At 34.5% G+C, this 22,027-nt stretch carries 24 protein-coding genes; 14 read left to right on the forward strand and 10 right to left on the reverse strand.

Annotation, left to right across the window (positions count from 1 at the left end):
* Positions 1-37: 37 nt before the first annotated feature.
* Positions 38-1,318 carry an MFS transporter gene (locus H3U96_RS06775; RefSeq protein ID WP_086356735.1) on the reverse strand — a complete coding sequence of 427 codons (1,281 nt, stop codon included), beginning with the start codon at positions 1,316-1,318 and terminating at the stop codon, positions 38-40.
* A gap of 415 nt (positions 1,319-1,733) precedes the next feature.
* On the opposite strand from H3U96_RS06775, the gene H3U96_RS06780 reads away from it, so the two are divergent.
* Entirely contained in the window at positions 1,734-2,198 is a 465-nt protein-coding gene (locus H3U96_RS06780; RefSeq protein ID WP_086319752.1) for a DUF3597 domain-containing protein, read from the forward strand.
* Between the two features lie 89 nt (positions 2,199-2,287).
* Here H3U96_RS06780 and pth read toward each other — a convergent pair whose 3' ends face one another.
* On the reverse strand, positions 2,288-2,872 hold the full coding sequence (gene pth, locus H3U96_RS06785; RefSeq protein WP_065613924.1) for an aminoacyl-tRNA hydrolase: 585 nt from the start codon (positions 2,870-2,872) through the stop codon (positions 2,288-2,290).
* 77 nt (positions 2,873-2,949) lie between these two features.
* Positions 2,950-3,897, reverse strand: coding sequence for a ribose-phosphate pyrophosphokinase (locus H3U96_RS06790; protein ID WP_086319756.1), 948 nt, complete (start codon positions 3,895-3,897; stop codon positions 2,950-2,952).
* 260 nt (positions 3,898-4,157) lie between these two features.
* On the opposite strand from H3U96_RS06790, the gene trmB reads away from it, so the two are divergent.
* The 6 genes from trmB (at position 4,158) to relA (ending at position 11,268) form a co-directional block, all read left to right on the forward strand.
* The gene (gene trmB, locus H3U96_RS06795) at positions 4,158-4,859 is read left to right on the forward strand and encodes a tRNA (guanosine(46)-N7)-methyltransferase TrmB (RefSeq protein ID WP_198196025.1); all 702 of its coding nucleotides are present in this window, start codon (positions 4,158-4,160) and stop codon (positions 4,857-4,859) included.
* Positions 4,860-4,877: 18 nt separating this feature from the next.
* Positions 4,878-5,603 (forward strand): oxygen-insensitive NADPH nitroreductase, encoded by a 726-nt coding sequence (gene nfsA / locus H3U96_RS06800; protein ID WP_198196028.1) that lies wholly within the window; start codon positions 4,878-4,880, stop codon positions 5,601-5,603.
* Positions 5,600-6,763, forward strand: coding sequence for a bifunctional glucose-1-phosphatase/inositol phosphatase (gene agp / locus H3U96_RS06805; RefSeq protein ID WP_198196029.1), 1,164 nt, complete (start codon positions 5,600-5,602; stop codon positions 6,761-6,763). The genes nfsA and agp overlap by 4 nt, the downstream gene beginning before the upstream one ends.
* A 405-nt stretch (positions 6,764-7,168) precedes the next feature.
* On the forward strand, positions 7,169-7,657 hold the full coding sequence (gene coaD / locus H3U96_RS06810) for a pantetheine-phosphate adenylyltransferase (RefSeq protein WP_065577578.1): 489 nt from the start codon (positions 7,169-7,171) through the stop codon (positions 7,655-7,657).
* A 15-nt stretch (positions 7,658-7,672) separates the two neighbouring features.
* Positions 7,673-9,004 carry a 23S rRNA (uracil(1939)-C(5))-methyltransferase RlmD gene (rlmD, locus tag H3U96_RS06815; RefSeq protein WP_198196038.1) on the forward strand — a complete coding sequence of 444 codons (1,332 nt, stop codon included), beginning with the start codon at positions 7,673-7,675 and terminating at the stop codon, positions 9,002-9,004.
* A 5-nt stretch (positions 9,005-9,009) separates the two neighbouring features.
* Positions 9,010-11,268: a GTP diphosphokinase gene (gene relA / locus H3U96_RS06820; RefSeq protein ID WP_198196040.1), complete on the forward strand. Its 2,259-nt coding sequence runs from the start codon at positions 9,010-9,012 to the stop codon at positions 11,266-11,268.
* A gap of 45 nt (positions 11,269-11,313) precedes the next feature.
* Here relA and folA read toward each other — a convergent pair whose 3' ends face one another.
* Positions 11,314-11,814, reverse strand: a complete 501-nt coding sequence (folA, locus tag H3U96_RS06825) for a type 3 dihydrofolate reductase (protein ID WP_232347759.1) — start codon at positions 11,812-11,814, stop codon at positions 11,314-11,316.
* A gap of 10 nt (positions 11,815-11,824) precedes the next feature.
* Positions 11,825-12,889: an MJ1255/VC2487 family glycosyltransferase gene (locus tag H3U96_RS06830; RefSeq protein ID WP_065651551.1), complete on the reverse strand. Its 1,065-nt coding sequence runs from the start codon at positions 12,887-12,889 to the stop codon at positions 11,825-11,827.
* A 399-nt stretch (positions 12,890-13,288) separates the two neighbouring features.
* Here H3U96_RS06830 and H3U96_RS06835 point away from each other — a divergent pair, with 399 nt between their 5' ends.
* The 6 genes from H3U96_RS06835 (at position 13,289) to H3U96_RS06860 (ending at position 19,464) form a co-directional block, all read left to right on the forward strand.
* A complete protein-coding gene (locus tag H3U96_RS06835) occupies positions 13,289-13,513 on the forward strand; it encodes a hypothetical protein (RefSeq protein ID WP_198196042.1) in 225 nt (74 codons plus the stop codon).
* Between the two features lie 130 nt (positions 13,514-13,643).
* Positions 13,644-15,194, forward strand: a complete 1,551-nt coding sequence (locus H3U96_RS06840) for a multicopper oxidase family protein (protein WP_198196044.1) — start codon at positions 13,644-13,646, stop codon at positions 15,192-15,194.
* A 139-nt stretch (positions 15,195-15,333) separates the two neighbouring features.
* Positions 15,334-15,672 carry a hypothetical protein gene (locus H3U96_RS06845; RefSeq protein ID WP_198196046.1) on the forward strand — a complete coding sequence of 113 codons (339 nt, stop codon included), beginning with the start codon at positions 15,334-15,336 and terminating at the stop codon, positions 15,670-15,672.
* 88 nt (positions 15,673-15,760) lie between these two features.
* On the forward strand, positions 15,761-18,490 hold the full coding sequence (secA, locus tag H3U96_RS06850; RefSeq protein WP_198196048.1) for a preprotein translocase subunit SecA: 2,730 nt from the start codon (positions 15,761-15,763) through the stop codon (positions 18,488-18,490).
* A gap of 117 nt (positions 18,491-18,607) precedes the next feature.
* On the forward strand, positions 18,608-19,012 hold the full coding sequence (gene mutT, locus H3U96_RS06855; RefSeq protein WP_065613906.1) for an 8-oxo-dGTP diphosphatase MutT: 405 nt from the start codon (positions 18,608-18,610) through the stop codon (positions 19,010-19,012).
* A 236-nt stretch (positions 19,013-19,248) separates the two neighbouring features.
* Positions 19,249-19,464 (forward strand): DUF4177 domain-containing protein, encoded by a 216-nt coding sequence (locus H3U96_RS06860; RefSeq protein WP_065577584.1) that lies wholly within the window; start codon positions 19,249-19,251, stop codon positions 19,462-19,464.
* 96 nt (positions 19,465-19,560) lie between these two features.
* On the opposite strand, the gene H3U96_RS06865 is transcribed toward H3U96_RS06860, so the two are convergent.
* From H3U96_RS06865 to H3U96_RS06885, 5 genes are read right to left on the reverse strand one after another with little or no spacing between them, the layout of a single operon-like run.
* On the reverse strand, positions 19,561-19,950 hold the full coding sequence (locus H3U96_RS06865) for a multidrug efflux SMR transporter (protein ID WP_198196050.1): 390 nt from the start codon (positions 19,948-19,950) through the stop codon (positions 19,561-19,563).
* A complete protein-coding gene (locus H3U96_RS06870) occupies positions 19,950-20,303 on the reverse strand; it encodes an EamA family transporter (RefSeq protein ID WP_065577586.1) in 354 nt (117 codons plus the stop codon). Before H3U96_RS06870 ends, H3U96_RS06865 begins: the two co-directional genes overlap by 1 nt.
* Complete coding sequence (zur, locus tag H3U96_RS06875) at positions 20,291-20,725, reverse strand: zinc uptake transcriptional repressor Zur (RefSeq protein WP_065577587.1); 435 nt, start codon at positions 20,723-20,725, stop codon at positions 20,291-20,293. The genes H3U96_RS06870 and zur overlap by 13 nt, the downstream gene beginning before the upstream one ends.
* A 19-nt stretch (positions 20,726-20,744) precedes the next feature.
* Complete coding sequence (locus tag H3U96_RS06880; RefSeq protein WP_198196052.1) at positions 20,745-21,020, reverse strand: RnfH family protein; 276 nt, start codon at positions 21,018-21,020, stop codon at positions 20,745-20,747.
* 1 nt (position 21,021) lies between these two features.
* Positions 21,022-21,483, reverse strand: a complete 462-nt coding sequence (locus tag H3U96_RS06885) for a type II toxin-antitoxin system RatA family toxin (RefSeq protein WP_198196054.1) — start codon at positions 21,481-21,483, stop codon at positions 21,022-21,024.
* 33 nt (positions 21,484-21,516) lie between these two features.
* Here H3U96_RS06885 and smpB point away from each other — a divergent pair, with 33 nt between their 5' ends.
* Positions 21,517-21,999, forward strand: coding sequence for an SsrA-binding protein SmpB (gene smpB / locus H3U96_RS06890; protein WP_086320788.1), 483 nt, complete (start codon positions 21,517-21,519; stop codon positions 21,997-21,999).
* The last annotated feature ends 28 nt before the right edge of the window (positions 22,000-22,027 follow it).

Below are 22,027 nucleotides of genomic sequence, written 5' to 3' on the forward strand. Positions count from 1 at the left end.
TTATAGTTAGGATGTGTGTCTATAAATAATTTGCAAATTACTTGTTATTTTTTTGGCTACGTTGATATAACAAAGAACACATTATGATAGCGCCAATGATATCTAAAAAGCCCATGGTAATAAAGAATGGTTTAAAACCAATAGTTTCAACAAACTGTCCAACAACTATAGTAAATAAGAAACTCGCTATCCACGCAGAACTACCTCTTAATCCATTCACCGTTGAGACTTCTTTACCAGAAAAGTTTTCAATAACTTGAATAGTTAACATCGCCGATAACATTTGATGCCCCCATGCGCCAATTGCAATTAATGCAATAGCCGTATAAGGGCTTTCAGTTAAACTAGCAAAAGCCATTGATAACATGAAGAACGCTGCACCTAAATAAGTTGTACATGCAGCATTTATTCGAGAAAGACCAAAATGTTTATTTAACATTCTAGAAAAATATCCAGATGATAATCCACCAAAATCGGCAGCAAGAAATGGAATCCAGACAAACATTGCCATCTCTTTCAATTGCATGCCTCGTTCGGTTAATAAATAATATGGTACCCAGAAGTTAACTGCTGCCCACGCAGGTTCAGCTAAAAATGCAGGAATAGCAATACCATAAAATTTCTTTTTACTAACCACTTGTTTAAGAGCAACCCAAATGTTTTTATTTTGCTGGCTTTCGCTATCATCCTGTTCAGAAAGAATATATTTCTTTTCAGCTTCAGAAATAAAACGACTTTTGGACGGTTCGCTAAAGAAGAAAAGCCAAATTCCAGCCCATATTATTCCTAAAGAACCAGGAATTAAAAATGCTAGTTGCCATCCGCCAAATTGATGAATTGTATAAATCAAAGGAGGAGCAATCATTGCACCTAAAGAAAAACCGACCATACTCCAGCCATTAGCTATAGCTCGCTCTTTTTTCGGAAACCATAAACTAATTACTTTTGCATTAGCAGGAGCAACGACTGATTCAGCACCACCCATAACAAAACGTAAAATAGCCAAATGGATCCATGCGCCAGCACCAGCATGTAGTACACACATAACAGACCATATTACAACCATAATTGCAAATCCAATACGTAGGCCTATTACATCAACAAACCATCCAACGATAGGTTGAAATATGGTATAAGCTAATTGGAAAGCCCCTGTAATATAAGAGTATTCTTTAGGTGTAATATTTAGATCTCGAATAATTTCCTGAGCCATAATGCCTAAAGCATTTCTATCAACATAATTGAGGATAACACCCGTCGCAAATAAAATAATCATAAGCCAACGGACATATCCTCCTGACTTCAATATGGCACTCATAATAACCTCTAGTTTTAATGTAAATTTCTAAAATATAATTAGTGTTACCAAAATTGGTAAACCAAATATTACCGTTATTTTTCATTGTAGTATTCCAAAATTAGTTAAAATCGTGATTTGGATCACATAATGACAAAATTGGTACAACATCTTGATGTGTTTTAATGACATGAATCAAGACTAAAGACTATTAATTTATGCACGCCCATTGAGTAAAAAAACAATTAATCGAAAATGGTAGATAAGATAGTTATGGTTACAATGAAGCAGAAAATACTAATATTACAAAAAATGCTATTAAATGATTGTGGTTTTGACATAATTTATACTTAACCGCTATACTTAAGGGGATATTTTCTACATCTATATCGTTAAGCAGTTTTTTAATAAGCAGTTTAAACATAAGGGGTGTAATATGGGTATCTTAAATAATATTTTTTCAAAAATATTTCCAAACGCACAAGCCGCTGTAGGTCATGCTAAAGATGCAGTGAAAGAGCAAGTTGATAAAATCACTGACACAGTAAAAGACAAAACTTCAGATAATACTTCAAGTAATAACACAAATAATAGTAATTCCGATCAAAATCAACAAAACACATCGGACAACAAAGCGCCGATATCTGAGATCGATGTCATGTCAATTTTGGATAATTTAGCTAAAAAATTCCCAGAAAAACTTAATTGGAAAACATCTATTGTTGATTTATTGAAATTATTAGGTATCGATAGTAGTTTAGATGCACGTAAAAAACTCGCCACCGAACTTAATTATACCGGCAGTACTGACGATACCGCATCGATGAATACATGGTTAATAAAAGAAGTAATGAAGAAAATAGCTGAAAAAGGTGGTAATGTTTCTCATTTATTTTCTTAATCAGAATTAATACGTGATTTGTTATCCACCTGTTTATCAGGTGGATTTTTTTATAGTCAATTAATTAAAACACGCTATTGTTGACAACTTTAAGCTTTGAATGCATGCAGACGATTCATCGCACTTTCTATTCCATTTGTTAATAAAATATTAGTACAATAAACTGATTCATCGATAGCTTTATCAATTAATTCTTGTTCTGGTTTAGAGGGTTTATTTAAGACATAACCAACTACTTTATTTTTATCTCCTGGATGGCCAATTCCAATTCTCAACCGATAAAAATTCAGATTATTACCAAGTTTACTGGCAATATCTTTTAAGCCGTTGTGACCACCATGGCTACCGCCAAATTTTAATTTGGCAATCCCCGGATTAAGATCTAACTCATCATGAGCAACTAATATCTCATCGGGCTTAATTTGATAAAAAGAAGCCATTGCTTGCACTGCTTTACCACTTAAATTCATAAAGGTAGTTGGTACTAGCAAACGAACATCATGCCCATTGATATTAATTCGAGAACTATATCCAAAAAATTTAGGATCATTTTTTAATGGTTGATTATAACGTTCAGCAAGGAGATCAACATACCAAGCTCCCGCATTATGGCGAGTTGCGGCATATTCATTACCCGGATTGGCTAACCCTACAATTAGTTTGATTGTTGACATAATAGTTTAATCGTTAATTATCCTGTTATTACAAAAAAGCCCCTAATAGGGGCATTTATCTAATTCAGAAGAAAAGATTATTGATGGAACATTGCTGAAATCGATTCTTCGTTACTAATACGTCGAATTGCTTCAGCAAGCATACCTGATAATGTAAGTTGACGCACATTTTTCAATGCTTTAACTTCCGCAGTTAATGGAATTGTGTCACAAACTACAATTTCATCAATAGCAGAATCTTTAATGTTACTTACAGCTTTTCCTGAGAAAATTGGGTGGGTCGCATAAGCAAAGACACGTTTTGCGCCACGAGCTTTTAATGCATCAGCCGCTTTACAAAGTGTTCCTGCCGTATCGATCATGTCATCAACTAAAATACAATCTCTATCAGCAACATCACCGATAATATTCATCACTTCTGCTTCGTTAGCACGTTGACGACGTTTATCAATAATCGCCATATCAGTGTCATTTAAAAGTTTAGCAATAGCACGAGCACGAACCACACCACCAATATCTGGAGATACCACGATTGGGCGTTCAAAATCACGTTGCAACATATCTTCTAAAATAACAGGGCTACCAAATACATTATCAACTGGTACATCAAAGAAGCCTTGAATCTGTTCAGCATGAAGATCAACAGTTAAAACCCTATCAACACCAACAGTTGATAAAAAGTCTGCAACAACTTTGGCAGTAATAGGAACACGAGCTGAACGCACTCGGCGATCTTGCCTTGCATATCCAAAATAAGGAATAACAGCAGTAATACGACCGGCAGATGCTCGACGCATTGCATCAATCATTACTAATAATTCCATTAAATTGTCATTTGTAGGCGCACAAGTTGATTGGATAATAAAAACATCTTCACCACGGACATTTTCATTAATTTGGACATTGACTTCACCGTCACTAAAACGGCTAACAATAATATCACCAAGGGAAGTATAAAGACGATTAGCTATACGTTTTGCTAGTTCGGGTGTGGCATTACCAGCAAAAAGCTTCATATCAGGCACGAGAAATCCTCAAGCATGTAATCATGATTACATAAAACGTAATCGGTTAAATCGGGAACACAATTATATAATCATTTACAGATTATGCTCAACCACATTATAAAAATTTATTAAAAATATTTTACATTCATCACATTAATCTATAAAAAACTAAGTTAATAAGATGTTTTTTTGAAGTGAATAAAAAATCAGGTAAACTACTATATAGCTAAGATGATCTATTACCTTAATAATCTATTTAACCTTACAGCAGATACGCAATGAGTGAACAATTAAACATAAATAACCAAGTAACAGAATCTAAACGAACAATACGAAGTTTTGTACTAAGACAAGGCCGTTTAACTAAAGGACAACAACAAGCTTTAACGCATTTATGGCCTATCTATGGTATTGAGTACAATGCTACCTTGCCAATTGTTTTTGAAGAAAACAAACCGGTGGTGTTTGAAATCGGTTTTGGTATGGGCGCTTCATTAATTGAAATGGCAAAAAATGCCCCCACCAAGAATTTTTTAGGTATTGAAGTCCATAAACCCGGCGTTGGTGCTTGTTTAATGGCAATTGAGGAAAATCAATTATCTAATTTAAAAGTTATATGCCATGATGCCGTTGAAGTGTTAGAAAACATGATACCTGATAACTCATTAGATAAGGTGCAAATTTTCTTCCCCGATCCATGGCATAAAGCAAGACACAATAAACGTCGAATCATTCAACCTAATTTTGTTGCTTTAATTCATAGAAAATTGAAGACTGATGGTATTTTACATTTAGCTACTGACTGGCAACACTATGCTGAGCATATGCTTGAAGTATTAAGTCAAGCAGAAGGATTCAAAAATTTATCTGCAACTAACGACTATATTCCAAGACCCGAAGATCGACCTATTACCAAATTCGAAAAACGCGGTCAAAATCTAGGGCATGGTGTTTGGGATTTACAATTTATAAAAAAATAGTGATATCAAGGAGCCGTTATGCAAAATGAGACAATTGATTTAATTTGCCAACGTCGTTCAATTCGGTCTTATAAATTAACGCCATTAACGACTGAACAGATTGATGCAATTATTCAAGCAGCACAATCGGCTCCTAGTTCTAATTTTCTACAATCCGCAACCATTATTAGAATCACTGATTGTGAGAAAAGGTCAGAATTAGCTCATTATGCAGGCGATCAGAGTTATATCGTTCAAGCACCAGAGTTTTGGGTGTTTTGTGCCGACTTTAACCGTCATTTTCAAATTGATTCTACCATTCCACTTGAGAAAGCCGAGCAACTTCTAGTTGGTTGTATTGATACAACGCTTATGGCACAAAACGCGGTTATTGCAGCACAGTCATTAGGTTTAGGCTCGGTATACATTGGCGGTTTACGCAATAATATTGCTAAAGTGACCGAATTACTTGCGCTACCTAAATATGTTCTTCCTTTATTTGGACTTTGTATCGGTTATCCTGACCAAAATCCAGATCTAAAACCAAGATTACCGAAAGAATTAGTTTTTTTTGAAAATCACTATCAACCAATCAATCACCAATTATTAGCTCAATATGATACTCAGATGCGTCAATACTATGAGCATCGACTGACTAATCAAAAAACCAATGGTTGGAGTGATAAAATTGCAGAAACAATTAGCAAAGGGCAACGAGATTTCGTTTTAAATTATTTGCATAAACAAGGATGGATAACTAAATGAAAAAAGATCAATACCAATTAGATAAAGTTGTAATACTAAGTCGTCATGGAATACGCACTCCATTAGCAAACACCATAGAGTTTTTGGAAAAAGCCAGCCCATTAAAATGGCCAAGCTGGGATCATGCTTATGGTTATTTAACTACCCGCGGTGGCGTTTTAGAATCTTATTTTGGACATTATCTATCACAATGGCTTGAACAACAAAATATTAAGCTTTCACCAGAAAATCCTGATATATATGTTTATGCTAATAGTCTTCAAAGAACAGTTGCCACCGCGCAATTCTTAGTTACAGGGGCTTTTGCGGGTTATGATATCCCGGTTAACCACAAATATACCATTGAAAAAATGGACCCTATATTTGATCCAAGTGTACAAGATGATTCACCAGAATCTAAACAAGCATTATTAAAAGATATTGATGATGCAGATAAAGCTGAATCAATTTTCAAAAATTTAGCGCCAGCTTATGCGATGCTATCGGATATTTTGGACTATAAAAATTCACAATTATATGCTGAATATCAATGTGATTTTGCTGATATTCCTTATGATCTTCATTTTGTAAAAGATGAAGAGCCAGAATTATTAGGGCCTCTAGCAATTGGTATTTGTGCTGTTGATGCTTTCTTATTACAGTACTATTCAGCTTTTCCTAAAGAACAAATTGCATGGGGAAAAATAACCAGCCACGAACAATGGCAACAACTTATACAAATTCGTAACCACTATATTAATTTAGTTTTTCATTCCAGATCTATAGCTCGAAAAAATAGTGCGTTATTAATTAATATGATAGATGATCTGTTACACCAAAAGAACAACAAGGTAAATTTACTCGTCGGCCATGATAGTACCATTGCTGCGCTACTTGGTGCTTTGGATTTTGCCGAATATCAACTTCCTAACCAATGTGAAAATACACCAATTGGTGGCATGGTTATATTACAACGCTATCGTAATAAAGCATCGGAAGAATACTTGTTTAAAGCTGAATACGTTTATCAAAGTTTTGAACAACTTTACACCGCGCAACCACTTGATATCAATCATCCACCACAACATTACCAACTTCAGCTAAAAAATGCCGTAGCAAATAGTGATGGTTTTTATCAGTGGCAAGATTTTGAAACTCGCTTAAAAGAATTTAAAAAATAAATAAATTAGATTGTCTATAAATGTTTAAAGTTTAAATGATTAGACAATCTAAATATCTCCATTACGTTCAACCAGTATTAAAAAATTCATGGTCGTGATGAAATACTAGCAGAAACACAACAAGATCTAAACTCAGAACAAACTGCCGAAATATTGCGCAACATTAGTGATGTATACGACAAAGATAAAACTAATAAATAACGAGTATTTTATAGTTAAAATTAGTTATAAATTGGATATAAAACAACTAACACTTCTGTTCACCTCAATATTTTTATAATTATAAAAAATATTGAGGAAAAGGGTTTTTAAGGATAAAAATCGAAGATTTTACATAGTTAACCTAACAATCTAGGTTAAAATTAGGTATGATATTCCCCTATTCACTAATGGATAATAAGATAGATGAAAAGCAAAGCGCTCACAGCGATTTTTCCGGGAACATTTGATCCAATTACTAATGGTCATATCGACCTAATTACCCGTGCATCGCAATTGTTTCCCCGTTTAATTGTAGCTATAGCGCAAAATCCAAATAAAAAAACGCTGTTTACTTTAGAAGAACGAGTAAACTTAGCCTCAACATCCGTTGAACACTTATTGAATGTGGAAGTGATTGGCTTTGATAATCTTATGGCTGACTTCGCCCAAAAGCATGCGGCGACAGTGATAGTCAGAGGAGTGAGAACAACTCACGATTTTGAATACGAAAGACAATTAGCTGAAATGAACCGAGCATTAAAACCTGATTTAGATACTATCTTCTTAATGCCGTCTATTGCGATGGGATTTATTTCATCAACTATTGTTAAAGATGTTGCTTTCCATGGTGGAGACATCTCTAATTTAGTACCTTTACATGTTAAAACAGAGTTACTAAAACGGCTAACATAATTTCAATTTATTAATATGGTTAATTTTTACACCCCTACAAAAAAGAAGCTTACTACACAAAAATTGACAGTTACTGTCACTAATTTAGATGCGTTTGGTCAAGGTGTGGCAAATCATAAAGGTAAAACAATTTTTGTAAAATCAGCTTTACCTGATGAAACAGTTGATATCCAATTAACTGATGATAAAAAAAATTATGCTAAAGCAAAAGTTATAAAATATCACAATCACAGCCAACAGCGAGTTACACCAAAATGTAAATACTATACAAAATGTGGAGGCTGTGAATTACAACATATTTCATCAAATTTACAGCAACAAGCTAAATATGAAGCCTTGGTCAAACTTTTACAGAAAGAAGCTGGAGCGGAGTTGGACTATAAAGACAATTCACCTAATATCATTGCCGACCAACCATATCATTATCGTAGGAGAGCTAGATTATCAATTAATTTAGTTAAAGGTGAATTATTAATCGGCTTTAGGCAGGCAGAATCAAACCAAATTATAAATATAGAACACTGTCCGGTATTAGTTGAACAATTAGATAAATTATTAATGCCATTACAATCTTGTTTAAGACAAATTAAACAAAAAAAATCGCTTGGACATATTGAATTAATTGCCGTCGATAGTGGCATTATCCTTGTGTTAAGACACACCATGCCACTAACAGAGCAAGATAGCATTTTATTAAAACAATTCGCTAAAATTCACAATATTTCACTCTATTTTCATGGTCATGACCTGATTCATATTAGTGGCGCCACTGAACATTATTATCTGATTAATCATCTTAAATTAACTTTCAGTCCACTCGACTTTATACAAGTTAATAGTCAAATTAATCAAAAGATGATTGATAAAGCCTTAGAATGGTTAGATATAACTTCGGATGATAAAATACTCGACCTATTTTGTGGTATGGGTAATTTCTCATTACCTATGGCAATAAAAAGCCAATCAGTCACAGGTATTGAAGGTGTTGATGCGCTGGTTGAAAAAGCCAAGATCAATGCTAAACTTAATAAAGCTAAAATTGGTGCTAAAACTCAGTTTTTCACCTGTAATTTAGAAGATAAACAGCAATTTTCAATATGGAATCAGTCAAAATTTGATAAAGTATTATTAGATCCTGCTAGAGCCGGTGCTTATAATGCTACAGCAGAAATTGTTAAGATATCACCTACAAAAATAGTTTATATTTCATGCAATCCTGCTACATTAGCTAGGGACTGCAAGCTATTTATTGAGGAAGGATACAACATTGCAAAAGTTGCTATTTTGGATATGTTTCCACAAACTAAGCACATTGAATCAATGTTGATGTTAACTAAATCAGGATAATAATTATGGTATCAATTAGAGGCGCCCATCAACAAAATGACGAGCATTATACTCTCGCACAGTTTGATGTTGAACAATGGGCAAAACAAGAACTGTTATTAACCAATATTGAATCTTATCAAAAGTTTAAAGATATTTGGGATTTTTGTTTTGAGCATAGCGCTGGTGCACCAGAGCAAGTCAATTGCTTCCAAAATGCAATTGAAATGGTTGAAATTTTATCAACCTTAAATATGGATATTAATAGTTTAGCAACCGCCCTTTTACTACCTTTCTTTGATACTAAAATTATCTGCCGTGAAGATCTACCTGAAAATTTTGACCGTGAAATTATTCATATTCTCTCTAGTGTTGTCAAAATGAAGGACATTAGGCAACTCCGTGCTATCCGTAATGGTTATGCAACAAACGAACAAATTGATAGTATTCGTCGTATGTTACTTGCGATGGTTAATGACTTCCGTAGTGTAGTCATTAAACTAGCGGAGCGTATCACTTATTTACGTAATTTGATGCATGCACCTAAAGAAGATCAAGTGCTAGCTGCTAAAGAGTGTTTTAATATCTATGCCCCCTTAGCGAATCGACTCGGTATTGGTCAATTAAAATGGGAGCTTGAAGATTTCTGTTTCCGTTATTTACATCCTGACCAATATCGTTTTATTGCCCATAAATTACATGAGAAACGTCTAGATCGCGAATCATATATCAATCAATTTGTTAACAATTTACAGGATATGATGAATAAAGATCATATTCGAGCCGAAGTTTACGGTCGCCCTAAACATATCTATAGCATATGGCGAAAAATGGAACGTAAACATCTACAATTTGAAGATTTATATGATATTCGAGCGGTACGCATCATCTGTGAGCGAATCGAAGACTGTTACAATGCTTTAGGTATCGTACATAGCCATTATAAACATATTGCAAAAGAATTTGATGACTATGTTGCCAATCCAAAACCCAATGGATATCAATCAATTCATACCGTGGTTTATGGTCCAAATGATAAAACTATTGAAATTCAAATACGTACCGAACAAATGCACAATGATGCTGAATTAGGTGTAGCAGCGCATTGGAAATACAAAGAAGGTAGTACAGATAAAATGACTGCCTACGATCAGCGCATTTCTTGGCTACGTAAATTATTAACTTGGCAACAAGAGATGTCAGAAAGTGGTGAAATTCAGGAAACTGTGCGTAGTCAAATTTTTGATGATCGCGTTTATGTATTTACACCAAAAGGTGATGTTGTTGACTTGCCTGCCGGTTCAACACCGTTAGATTTTGCTTATCACATTCATAGTGATGTTGGTCACCGTTGTATCGGCGCTAAAGTTGCGGGTCGCATAGTACCGTTTACCTATATATTAAAAACGGGCGATCAAGTTGAAATTATCACCCAAAAACAACCTAATCCAAGCCGCGATTGGCTAAATCCAAATACTGGATTTGTAAATAGCAGCCGTGCACGAGCAAAAATACAAGCTTGGTTTAAAAAACAAGATCGAGATAAAAATATAGCTGCTGGTCAACAAATTTTAGAAAATGAATTAGAACCGTTAAATATTAGCCTAAAAAGTGTCGAAAAGATTCTGATTAGTAAATATAACGCCCATTCGTTTGACGAAGTATTAGCTGGGATAGGTAGTGGAGATGTTAGAATTAACCAACTGGTTAATTTTATTAATGCCCAATTTAATAAGCCAACAGCTGAAGAGGAAGATGAAGCTGTTCTTAAACAGATCACCCAAAAATCAACCTCTCAAGCCAAAAATACCAATAAAACATCATCGATAAAAGGTGGTGAAATTATTATTGAAGGAGTAGATAATTTACTCTATACCATTGCTAATTGTTGTCGCCCTATCCCCGGTGATCCAATTGTCGGTTTTGTTACCCAAGGACGAGGTATTTCAATCCATCGTTCAGACTGTGAACAGTTGCAAGAGCTAAAAAATCATGCTCCAGAACGAATCACCAGTGCGGTATGGGGTGGTAATCATAACGCAAGTTATACGATGGTCATTCGCATCATAGCTAGTGATAGAAGTGGTTTATTGCGAGACATAACAACAATTTTAGCTAATGAAAAAGTAAATGTCTTAGGTGTTTCGAGTCGCATAGATATGAAACAACAAATTGCAACGATTGATATGGATATGCAAATTTTTGATCAGGACTCTCTTGAAAGAGTTATGAATAAAATTAAACAACTTTCTGACGTGCTGGAAGCAAAACGCTTACAAGCATAATAATTCGGTTGCCGCTAGTATGTGAGTGGCAACCTTATCTATTGATTAACTTCGCTGTAAAATCTCAAATTGGTAATCATAACAATTTTTATCATCCGCTTTATGATTTTCTGAATAAATTTGTTGCCATGATGTTTGTGAATAATCAGGAAAATAAGTATCGCCCGTCAATTTGGCATCAATATGAGTTAAATAAAGTCGATTAACTAAAGGTAATACCTGTTGGTAAATATTACCACCGCCTATAATAAAGGCTTCTTCTACTTGTTGTTGATTAATAATTGATATTGCCTCATAAATCGATTTAACCCAACTAACATTAGGATTAATTGACGTATTACTCTCAGCCTGTCGACTGATGACAATATTGTGGCGATTAGGCAATGGTCGACCAATAGATTCAAACGTTTTACGCCCCATAATCACCGGTTTATTTAATGTATTTTTTTTAAACCACGCTAAATCTGCAGGCATGTGCCATGGCATTTGATTGTTCATACCAATCACACGATTATCAGCCATTGCAACAATTATACTTAATATCATTGTAGTTCCTTTATACATAACCTAAAGATTTAATGCGTTCACTAACATTACTCGGAAATTTAGTCTGCGACCACAGTCTTTGGCTTAAAGAAAGTAATGTCTCTTTTTGACCTGAAACAATCCAATTCGCTAATTCAGTCGCTACATCAGGATAAATAATAGCTTTAGGTGACGGTAGACCAAGCCAGTATTTCAACTTCATATTATTTAAATGTTCCATAACGGTTGCCATGTCTAAAGACTGCAAACATTGGGCATTGTAAACTTGTTCAAATTGACCTGCTACTGGTTTAGTTAAAATCTTTTTACCCAAAGATAATGCTTCTGAAATTAGAGCAAATCCAGTATTTGAAATAATACCAGAACAACTTAATAGAGCTTGAGTAAAATTATCTCGACTTAACGGTTGCAATAAAATATTACCATGCGCAGAAGATTGTTTTATCTCAGGGTGAAAACAACTAAATTGATATTGCGAAAATTGACTTAATAATCCGGTAATTTCAGTTAAATCTTCAAAAGGCAAATAAACGATAATTTTACCATCTTCAGTTGGTGGTGTAGCAAATGAATCAATCATTGGTGGAATCAATTTATGACCAAAATGGAACCAATGTAAACCAATAGGTTGTGTAACTGGAGCATAGTATTTCATAATCACATTTGCTATCGTGCCATATTCTTTAGGCTTGAGATATTGGCAAACAGACTGATTACTGATACCTAAACATTCTCGATTTTGATGATGTGCAGCCCAGGCACTAACCGGTTCAAAATCACTAATAATACAGTCATATGCAGATAAATCTAAATCACGAACATCTTTAATTAATCTAAAAGCCCGAATTCTTTGGATGGTTTTACGAAAATTGATTTTGCCATTAAGCGTAGCAAATGAAAGACCAGCAAATGTTCGGTAGTTGCCAAAAGCTTGCATATCAAAATAATCTTTAGGATCACGACCACTTAGAATATAGTCAACATCCGCTCCAGCCTTTTTTAAAGCTTTGGCTAATGTTCGACAACGACTGATATGGCCATTTCCTGTTCCTTGTACTCCAAAAAGAATTTTCATATCGTTATTATTCATAATGTTTTTTATGCGAATATGATACCAGAACCAATTATATTTGGCTTATATATTTTTATGATTATCTTGTACTAAATAACCATTAATATACCAATTATTGTTGATGTTACAGATTAAAAGATTAGCGATTATTATCAATTGAAGTTGAATAAAACTTCCACTTGTCAAAATAGTATAAATTTAGTGTTTTCTCTAGTAAAATAACTTCAAGGTTTGTTAGATTAATTGCGCGATAAACAATGTCATTAGCCATAAACAAAAAGCGAGTAAATATTTTAATTATATCGACAATCTTTTTGTTTTTTTTATTCTATTTGGCATGTTCCACTCATTATTTCCAAACCTTGTATAATTCATCATTCACCTAGCTTACAATCTTTAAGGGTGAACGCAAATCATCACTCTCCAGTAATTGATTTGCCGACTTCTAAATCGACAAAACCTTTTACTAGTGAATCAGTTAATCATTGTTTTGCTTGTGGCATGGCTATTGCTAATTATAGCGTTAATATTGATTATCCGATTTACCGTGAACAATATCTACCAACAAATTTTATTCCTGAATATAAAGAATTTATTCCTGAGTTAAAACCACCAAAAATTAGCTAATTTACGCTCTGTTAAATATTAGTAATAAATACTGGAAATCAATAACACGTTAGCTTGCTGAACGACTAGACGAGTTGGGAGAGCTAACTACTAGTTATTATTTAACTAAATAAATGATTATAGGAATACTATGAAACGCCGAAATTTTATAATGAATATTACCGCTGCCGTTGGTGGTTTAATTGCGACTAAAGCCATTGCCAAATTGGATCATTCATCAATGTCTGACATGGTTTGTGATGTTAAATCTGATAATTGTGATAAGGGGGACAACATGCACGATCATATGAATATGAATATGAATATGAACAACAAACAACCACAAAAACTATTATCTACTTCAGCACTACCAAAAGGTCATGATTTACCCAAATTCCAGCTGTTAAAAAATAGTAGTCATCAATCAGGTATATTTGAAGCTACTATTGAAGCCAAACCTGTAAAAATTGTATTAACGCCTGATATCACTACAGAATTTTGGGCTTACAATGATTCAATACCTGGGCCACTTATTGAAGTTTATGAAGGTGATAAAGTCAAATTGACAGTAAAAAATAGACTGTCACAATCAACAACGGTGCACTGGCATGGTTTACTTGTGCCATCAAATCAAGATGGTAATCCACAAGATGAAATACCTGCAGGCAGTGAACGTATTTACGAATTTACCATTCCCGAAGGCAGTGCAGGTACCTATTGGTATCATCCTCATGGTCATAACACCGTTGCTGAACAAGTCGCTAGAGGATTAGCGGGAGTATTTATAGTTCGTAGTAAAAAAGACCCTTTAGAATCTTTACCGGAACTAAATTGGTTTTTCTCAGATCTGAAACTGACAGACAAAGGAGAAATTGCCGATAACTCAATGACTGATTGGATGAATGGTCGAGAAGGACAATTTGTATTAATTAATGGTGGTTATCGTCCAAAAATGAAAGTTAATACTGCAACACGTGTTCGTGTTTGGAATGCCTGTTCTGGACGTTATCTTAACCTTTCAATTCCAGGTTGTGATGTCTTTTTAGTGGGTAGTGATGGTGGATTAATGCCTGAACCAATTTCCCTTGAAAAGCCACTATTATTATCACCTGCCGAACGCGCAGAATTGGTAATTTTACCCAAACAAACCGGTACGGTTTACTTACAATCAATTGGTTATGATCGCGGTAAGATGGGAAATGTACCACCAGAACAAGATATAATACTTGCTGAATTAGAGTTACAACAAGCAAATTCGATTGTTTTACCTTCGCCATTACGAACTCTACCTAAAATTGGTGAAGCAAAAGCGCATAAAACGCTTGAATATATAGAGGTCATGGACAAGAACGAACCAAGAGGTGGCATGCTGTTTTTAATTAATGGCAAACGCCATGATATGAAACGAATTGATCTAGAAAGTAAAATCCATGATGTTGAGGAGTGGACCATATTCAATAATTCACATATGGATCATAATTTCCATATTCATGGTACACAATTCACGGTTGTATCGCATGAATTTGATGGTAAAAAATATCCACCAGAATATGTTGCATTAAAAGATACCATCAATTTACGTCCTCACGAAAAAATCACCATAAAAATTCAACAAAATATGCCAGGATTACGCATGTATCATTGTCATATTGTTGAACATGAAACACTCGGTATGATGGGACAATTAATGGTTAAGGATTAGTTAATCTATATACCCACTATAAAACATGGTGGGTATTTTTAATTACTATTACCATAAAAATTCGAATATTCAGACAGTTTATTAATCAATAATAGTTTTTCATTTTGGCAAAAAATGCTAAGATACTGCGGTTATGACTATGATTAATTACTGGCAACATATAAGTAAACGCCTTATTATTAAAACCGCATTATCGCACTTATTATTAGGTGTAATTGCTACTGGGTTCGGTTTTTACCAACAAAATGCGTTACCAGTTCAATCATTTACAACTCAAGTTGGTATTATTGCGATTACTGAAATAGTTCAAGATCAGCAAACTCCAACTAAAAAAACCTCGCAAATCTTATCTTTGTCACCAAAGCAGCATTACGATAAGCAAATTATCGCGCGAAATTATGACGAAGTTAGTCCAAATACTGTTATTCGATTATCTCCCTATAATGGAATAAGAGCCGGTCCAAACGCTACCGCTTAATAGATTTTACATAATCAAATTAATTAATTTATTCAATAAGGTTTAATCCTTATATCTCCCATTATAAAAAAACAATAAGAGAAAAGTTATGTTATTAAAATTATTAACTAAAGTATTCGGTAGCCGTAATGAACGCGTATTAAAATCTATGCGTAAGCGTGTTGAAACGATCAATGCCCTTGAGCCAGCAATGGAAGCATTAAGCGATGAAGAACTTAAGGCAAAAACTAACGAATTTAAACAAAAAATTGCCGACGGTACAAAATTAGACGATATATTAGAAGAAGCTTTTGCCGTAGTCCGTGAAGCAAGTAAGCGTGTATTTGGTATGCGTCATTTTGATGTGCAATTAATAGGTGGTATGGTTCTAAATGAACGTTGCATAGCTGAAATGCGTACTGGTGAAGGTAAAACATTAACCGCAACGTTGCCTGCTTATTTAAATGCGTTAACCGGTAAAGGGGTACATGTTGTCACCGTTAATGATTATTTAGCGCAACGTGATGCTGAAAATAATCGTCCTTTATTTGAATTTTTAGGCTTAACAGTGGGCATTAACTTACCTAATATGCCACCGCATTTAAAACGTGATGCTTACAATGCTGATATCACTTATGGTACTAACAACGAATATGGGTTTGACTATTTGCGTGACAATATGGTCTTTAGTAAAGAGGCCCGAGTACAACGCCCACTTCATTATGCTTTAGTGGATGAGGTCGATTCAATTTTAATTGATGAAGCAAGAACACCACTAATTATTTCTGGTCAAGCTGAAGACAGCTCAGATAGATATGTTAGTATCGATAAAATCATTCCACACTTAACCCGTCAGGAAAAAGAAGATTCGGATCAGTTCCAAGGCGATGGTGACTTTTCGATTGATGAAAAATCACGTCAAGTTAACTTAACCGAACGAGGTTTAATTAAGGTTGAAGAACTACTAATAAAACAAGGCATTATGAAAGGTGATGAATCCCTTTATGCACCTAGTAATATTGTACTAATGCACCATGTTAATGCTGCACTTCGTGCTCATCACTTATTCCATCGTGACGTTGATTATATTGTTAGAGACAATGAAATCGTTATTGTTGATGAACATACAGGCCGTACGATGGATGGTCGTCGTTGGTCTGACGGTTTACACCAAGCGGTGGAAGCTAAAGAACATGTTAAAATTCAAAATGAGAATCAAACATTAGCCTCTATTACTTTCCAAAACTATTTCCGTCTCTATGAAAAATTAGCCGGTATGACAGGTACTGCTGATACCGAAGCTTTCGAATTTAACCAAATTTATGGTTTGGATACCATTGTTATTCCAACCAACCGACCGATGGTAAGAAAAGATCAGCCTGATCTTGTCTATATGACTGAAAAAGAAAAAATTGATGCTATCGTGGCTGATGTACAAGCTTGTGTTAAACGAGGACAACCGGTATTAGTCGGTACTGCATCTATCGAGAAATCAGAGCTTGTCTCACATGCCTTTAAAAAAGCAGGTATCAAACATAATGTTCTTAACGCCAAATTCCATGCGCAAGAAGCCGAAATTATCGCTGATGCGGGTAGTAAAGGAGCCGTGACAATCGCAACTAATATGGCTGGTCGTGGTACAGATATTATGCTTGGTGGTAACTGGCAAAGTGAAGTTGCAAAATTAGAAAATCCAACTGAAGCAGATATCGAAAAAGCGAAACAAGCATGGCAAGCTAAACATGAAGAAGTGATTGCACTTGGTGGATTATATATTCTTGGTACTGAACGTCATGAATCACGTCGAATTGATAATCAATTACGTGGTCGTGCTGGTCGTCAGGGGGATCCTGGTGCTTCTCGCTTTTATCTATCATTAGAAGATCCATTAATGCGTATTTTCGCATCAGATCGTGTCGGTAATATGATGCGTAAATTTGGTATGAAAGAAGGTGAAGCAATTGAACATCCATGGATTACTAAAGCTATCGCTAATGCTCAGAAAAAAGTTGAAAGTCGCAATTTTGATATTCGTAAACAATTACTCGAATATGATGATGTCGCCAATGATCAACGTAAAGCTATTTATAGCCAACGTAATGATTTATTAGATAACGTAGATATCAAAGAGACAATTGATTCAATACGTGGGGATGTATTTACAACGGTTATTGATCAATATATTCCACCACAATCGATTGAAGAAATGTGGGATGTTGCTGGATTAGAAGCCGCCTTAAAAAATGATTTTGATTTAGATTTACCTATCGCTAAATGGCTTGATGAAGAGCAAAATCTTCATGAAGAAAATTTACGTGAACGTATCTTACAACTTGCACAAGATAAATATCTTGAAAAAGAAAATGCAGCTGGTGCTGATGCCTTTAGACAATTCGAAAAAAGCGTTATGTTACAAACACTTGATACATTATGGAAAGAGCATTTAGCCGCTATGGATTATTTACGTCAAGGCATTCATTTACGCGGCTATGCACAAAAAGATCCTAAACAAGAATACAAACGTGAATCATTCAATATGTTTGCCAATATGTTAGAATCGTTGAAATATGATGTAATTGGTATATTAAGCCGCGTACAAATTCGTTCGCAAGAAGAAGTTGATGAAGCTGAACGTCAACGCCAAGCTGAAATCGAAAGATTAATGGCGAAACAACAGGCTAACCATGAATCAATGGTGGGTATTGATGGTGACAATGATGGACAAGCATCAAATTCATCACAACCGATTGTCCGCACGCAAGCAAAAGTAGGACGTAATGATCCTTGTCCATGTGGATCAGGCAAAAAGTATAAACATTGTCATGGAGCTGTTAATTAAGCCAAAAATTTAGTATGATTAAACAATATTGATGTTTAAATCAACGAATTTTGTTAGTTAAAAATCAAAAGGGAAGGCATAAGCTTTCCCTAACTTTAATCATAAACAGACAGGATCATGAAAAAACATACTGAAATTGCTGTAGGTATAATTCGTTCACAAGATTGTCAAATTTTTATCACCCAACGCGGTGAAGATTCTCATCTTGCTGGTTTTTGGGAGTTTCCTGGCGGAAAAATCGAAACTGGTGAAACACCTTATCAAACATTAGAACGCGAAATAGCCGAAGAAGTTGATATTCACATTCATCAAGCTCAATTTTTAAAAACCTTTGAACATAGTTATGAAGATCGCGATATTACAATTCATGCCTACTTAGTAGAAGAATGGGATGGCGTACCTTTTGCGAAAGAGGGACAACCCAGCCGTTGGATTGATCAAGAAGATCTAAATGCGGATGAATTTCCTGATGCTAATAGACTAATTATTGAAATGCTTAAAAATTTAGATAAGCAAATTTAATTTATCGCTAATATTAGTTAAGAATTTGGCTTGTGAGCTATTTTTAGCTAAGGCCTCACTAAAAATTTCATTGTTATTTTATTTGCTATACTTCGACCAAAATTGATTAAAATTCAATCATTCATTTCACTGCCACTGGATTAATATCCCAAATATGCGTATTATTAACGCGATTTTCTCTTAATTTTGACAATTATTAGAGATTATCTTGTTTATTTTAAGAAGGTATGAAAACAATGAAAGAATATAAAGTAGTAATTTATCAAGAAGGCGCTTTGTCTTCAATGCTCTTGGGAGCAGCTAATGCAAATCCTGAAAAATTTGGTGCTTTTTTAAATGATAATGCACAGCAAGGTTGGCGCGTTATAACAATGCAAAAAGATTTGCGCCGTTTATTTTTATTCTGGCGACGAGAAGCTTATCTAGTTGTGATGGAGCGAGATCGTGGCTAATTAAAATAGAATAAAACCTTTTCTATTTTACTATTGGGGATCAATGTAAATTAACTATATTGGTTCCTATTAAAAAGGTGATTATCTCAATTCTGTTTATTTTACTGATTTACGATGTAACCTCTGCTCAGCCAAAGCAAGAAAAACAATCCCAACAATAATAGACAATGCCCCTAGTAGGCGCGTAAATGTAATTTGTTCATTAAATGCAACAACCGACACTAACATCACAGTAACAAGTTGCGAATGCGATGCAGCAAAAGCTGGGCCAACTGGCGCTTTTTTTAATAATACCATCCAGGTGATAAATGCTCCTGCATACCCAATCATAACTAAATATGCCCACCCATGACTAAAAATCCTTAACAACCAACTCATATTTGCTTCAAATGGCAAAGCTGAGATAGCCGTAAGTTTAAAAAAAGTTTGCCCAAAAGTATCAAAAAAGAGCAACAAGACAAAACCGATGATATAAAATTTTTTCATTAAGTTAATCCTACTAATATCACACCGGTAGTTATAAAAAATATCCCTAGCAACCGAAAGGGGGTTAGATGTTCTTTAAATAAGATACGTCCAGCAAGCATCACGGTGATCATATTAAAAGAGCCTAATAAGATCCCTTGTGATAGTGGCACTTCGCTTAAAAAAGCCAACCAAAACACAAAACCAATGAAATAAGAACCAAATCCTAACCACAGCCATATATTACCGAATAATTTCTGCCAATAACGGCCGTCTTTATCATTAGAGGTCACTGCGGCATATTTGAAAGCAATTTGCCCTACTGTGTCACAAACAATATTAACTAACCATAATAAAATAATTAAGGTTGACATGAATGACAAATTCCATGAATTTCAAGCACACTATGTTTTATTAAAAATTCACTTTGCGTCGCTAATAACTTAAGTTGACTTTCAATATTTTCAGAGTGCTTCTCAATAATCTGATGACAATTATCACAAATAAATAAAATGGATATATGTTGCGGGTCATGAAAATGCGGACAAATAATATAACAGTTAGTTGACTCCACCTTATGAATAAAACCTTGCTCAAGTAAAAATTCTAGTGCGCGATAAATTGTTGGCGGCTTAGCTTGTGGTTCACTGACTTTTAAAAGATCTAAAAGATCATATGCGCTCATTGCTCTATTGGCTTTAAGCATAATATTTAAAACGGTTTTACGCTGAGTGGTCAGCTTAATACCGCGTTTTTTGCATAAAGTTTCAACTTTTTCAATCAGCAAGTTATGCATTCAGTTCCCTTCATTCTATTTATTTCTTTTTCAATGCCGCTTTCTTTCGTCGAATCTCTTTCGGATCATTGATTAACGCTCGATATATTTCAATACGATCACCATCTTTTACTTGTTCAGTAAGCTCACAACGTTTGCCATAAATACCGACAAAATAACCATCTAATTGAATATTGCATAATGATAAGATATTGGATTTTGCAATTGCTTGCAAGACATTCGTTTGTTCATCAACTGCACAATCAATAATAGTCGGCTGATTAGGTAGCGCATATACAACTTGGATATTTATCATCTTAATATATCTGCCTTGCTCTTTGCGAAAATGCTTTAACCATATTGGTCATCACTTCTTTAAAAATAGGAGAAAAAACAGCACTCATTAATTTATTATTAAATTCAAAATCTAAACTAAAGCTAATTTTACTATTTTGGTTATCTAGTTGAGTAAATTGCCATCGTCCTTTTAAATGTTTAAATGGACCATCTAACAATGCCATATCAATTGAATTAGGTTCATTAATCTTATTTATGGTAGTAAATGATTTTTTAAAGCCTAATTTTTCAACTTCAATAAAAGCAGTTAGAATGTTATCTTGTTTGCTAATAATCCCAGTTGCGATACAATCAGGGACAAATTCGGGGTATTTAGCTATATCGTTAACCAATGCAAACATTTGTTCGGTTGAATAAGGCTCGATCACCTCATGAAAAACATATGCCATAATAATAAAATTAAAAGTTAAAATTAGTGACATATAGTATCATGTAACTCTATAATAACGCACATTATGACTAAGAAAAAATCACATAAGCCGGGTTCGGCAACTATTGCATTAAATAAACGTGCACGCCATGAGTACTTTATTGAAGAGGAAATTGAAGCAGGTTTATCCCTACAAGGTTGGGAAGTAAAGTCCCTGCGAGCAGGTAAAGCGAATATTAGTGACAGTTATGTGTTACTAAAAAATGGGGAAGCATGGTTATTTGGTGCAACAATAACACCATTAAATGTTGCGTCTACACATGTCGTATGTGAACCTATGCGTACTCGAAAATTATTACTTAATGAACGAGAATTAAACTCGCTATTTGGCCAAATTAACCGCCAAGGTTATACCGTTGTGGCATTATCCTTGTATTGGAAAAATGCCTGGGCAAAGGTAAAAATTGGTTTAGCAAAAGGTAAAAAAGAGTACGACAAACGCACCGATATAAAAGAAAGACAGTGGCAAGTTGACAAAGCTCGCATCATGAAAAATGCCAATCGCTAATCTTACTTACAACAGTAGCAAATCTTAA

Source organism: Gilliamella sp. M0364 (assembly GCF_016100565.1).
GTDB classification, from domain to species: domain Bacteria; phylum Pseudomonadota; class Gammaproteobacteria; order Enterobacterales; family Orbaceae; genus Gilliamella; species Gilliamella apis.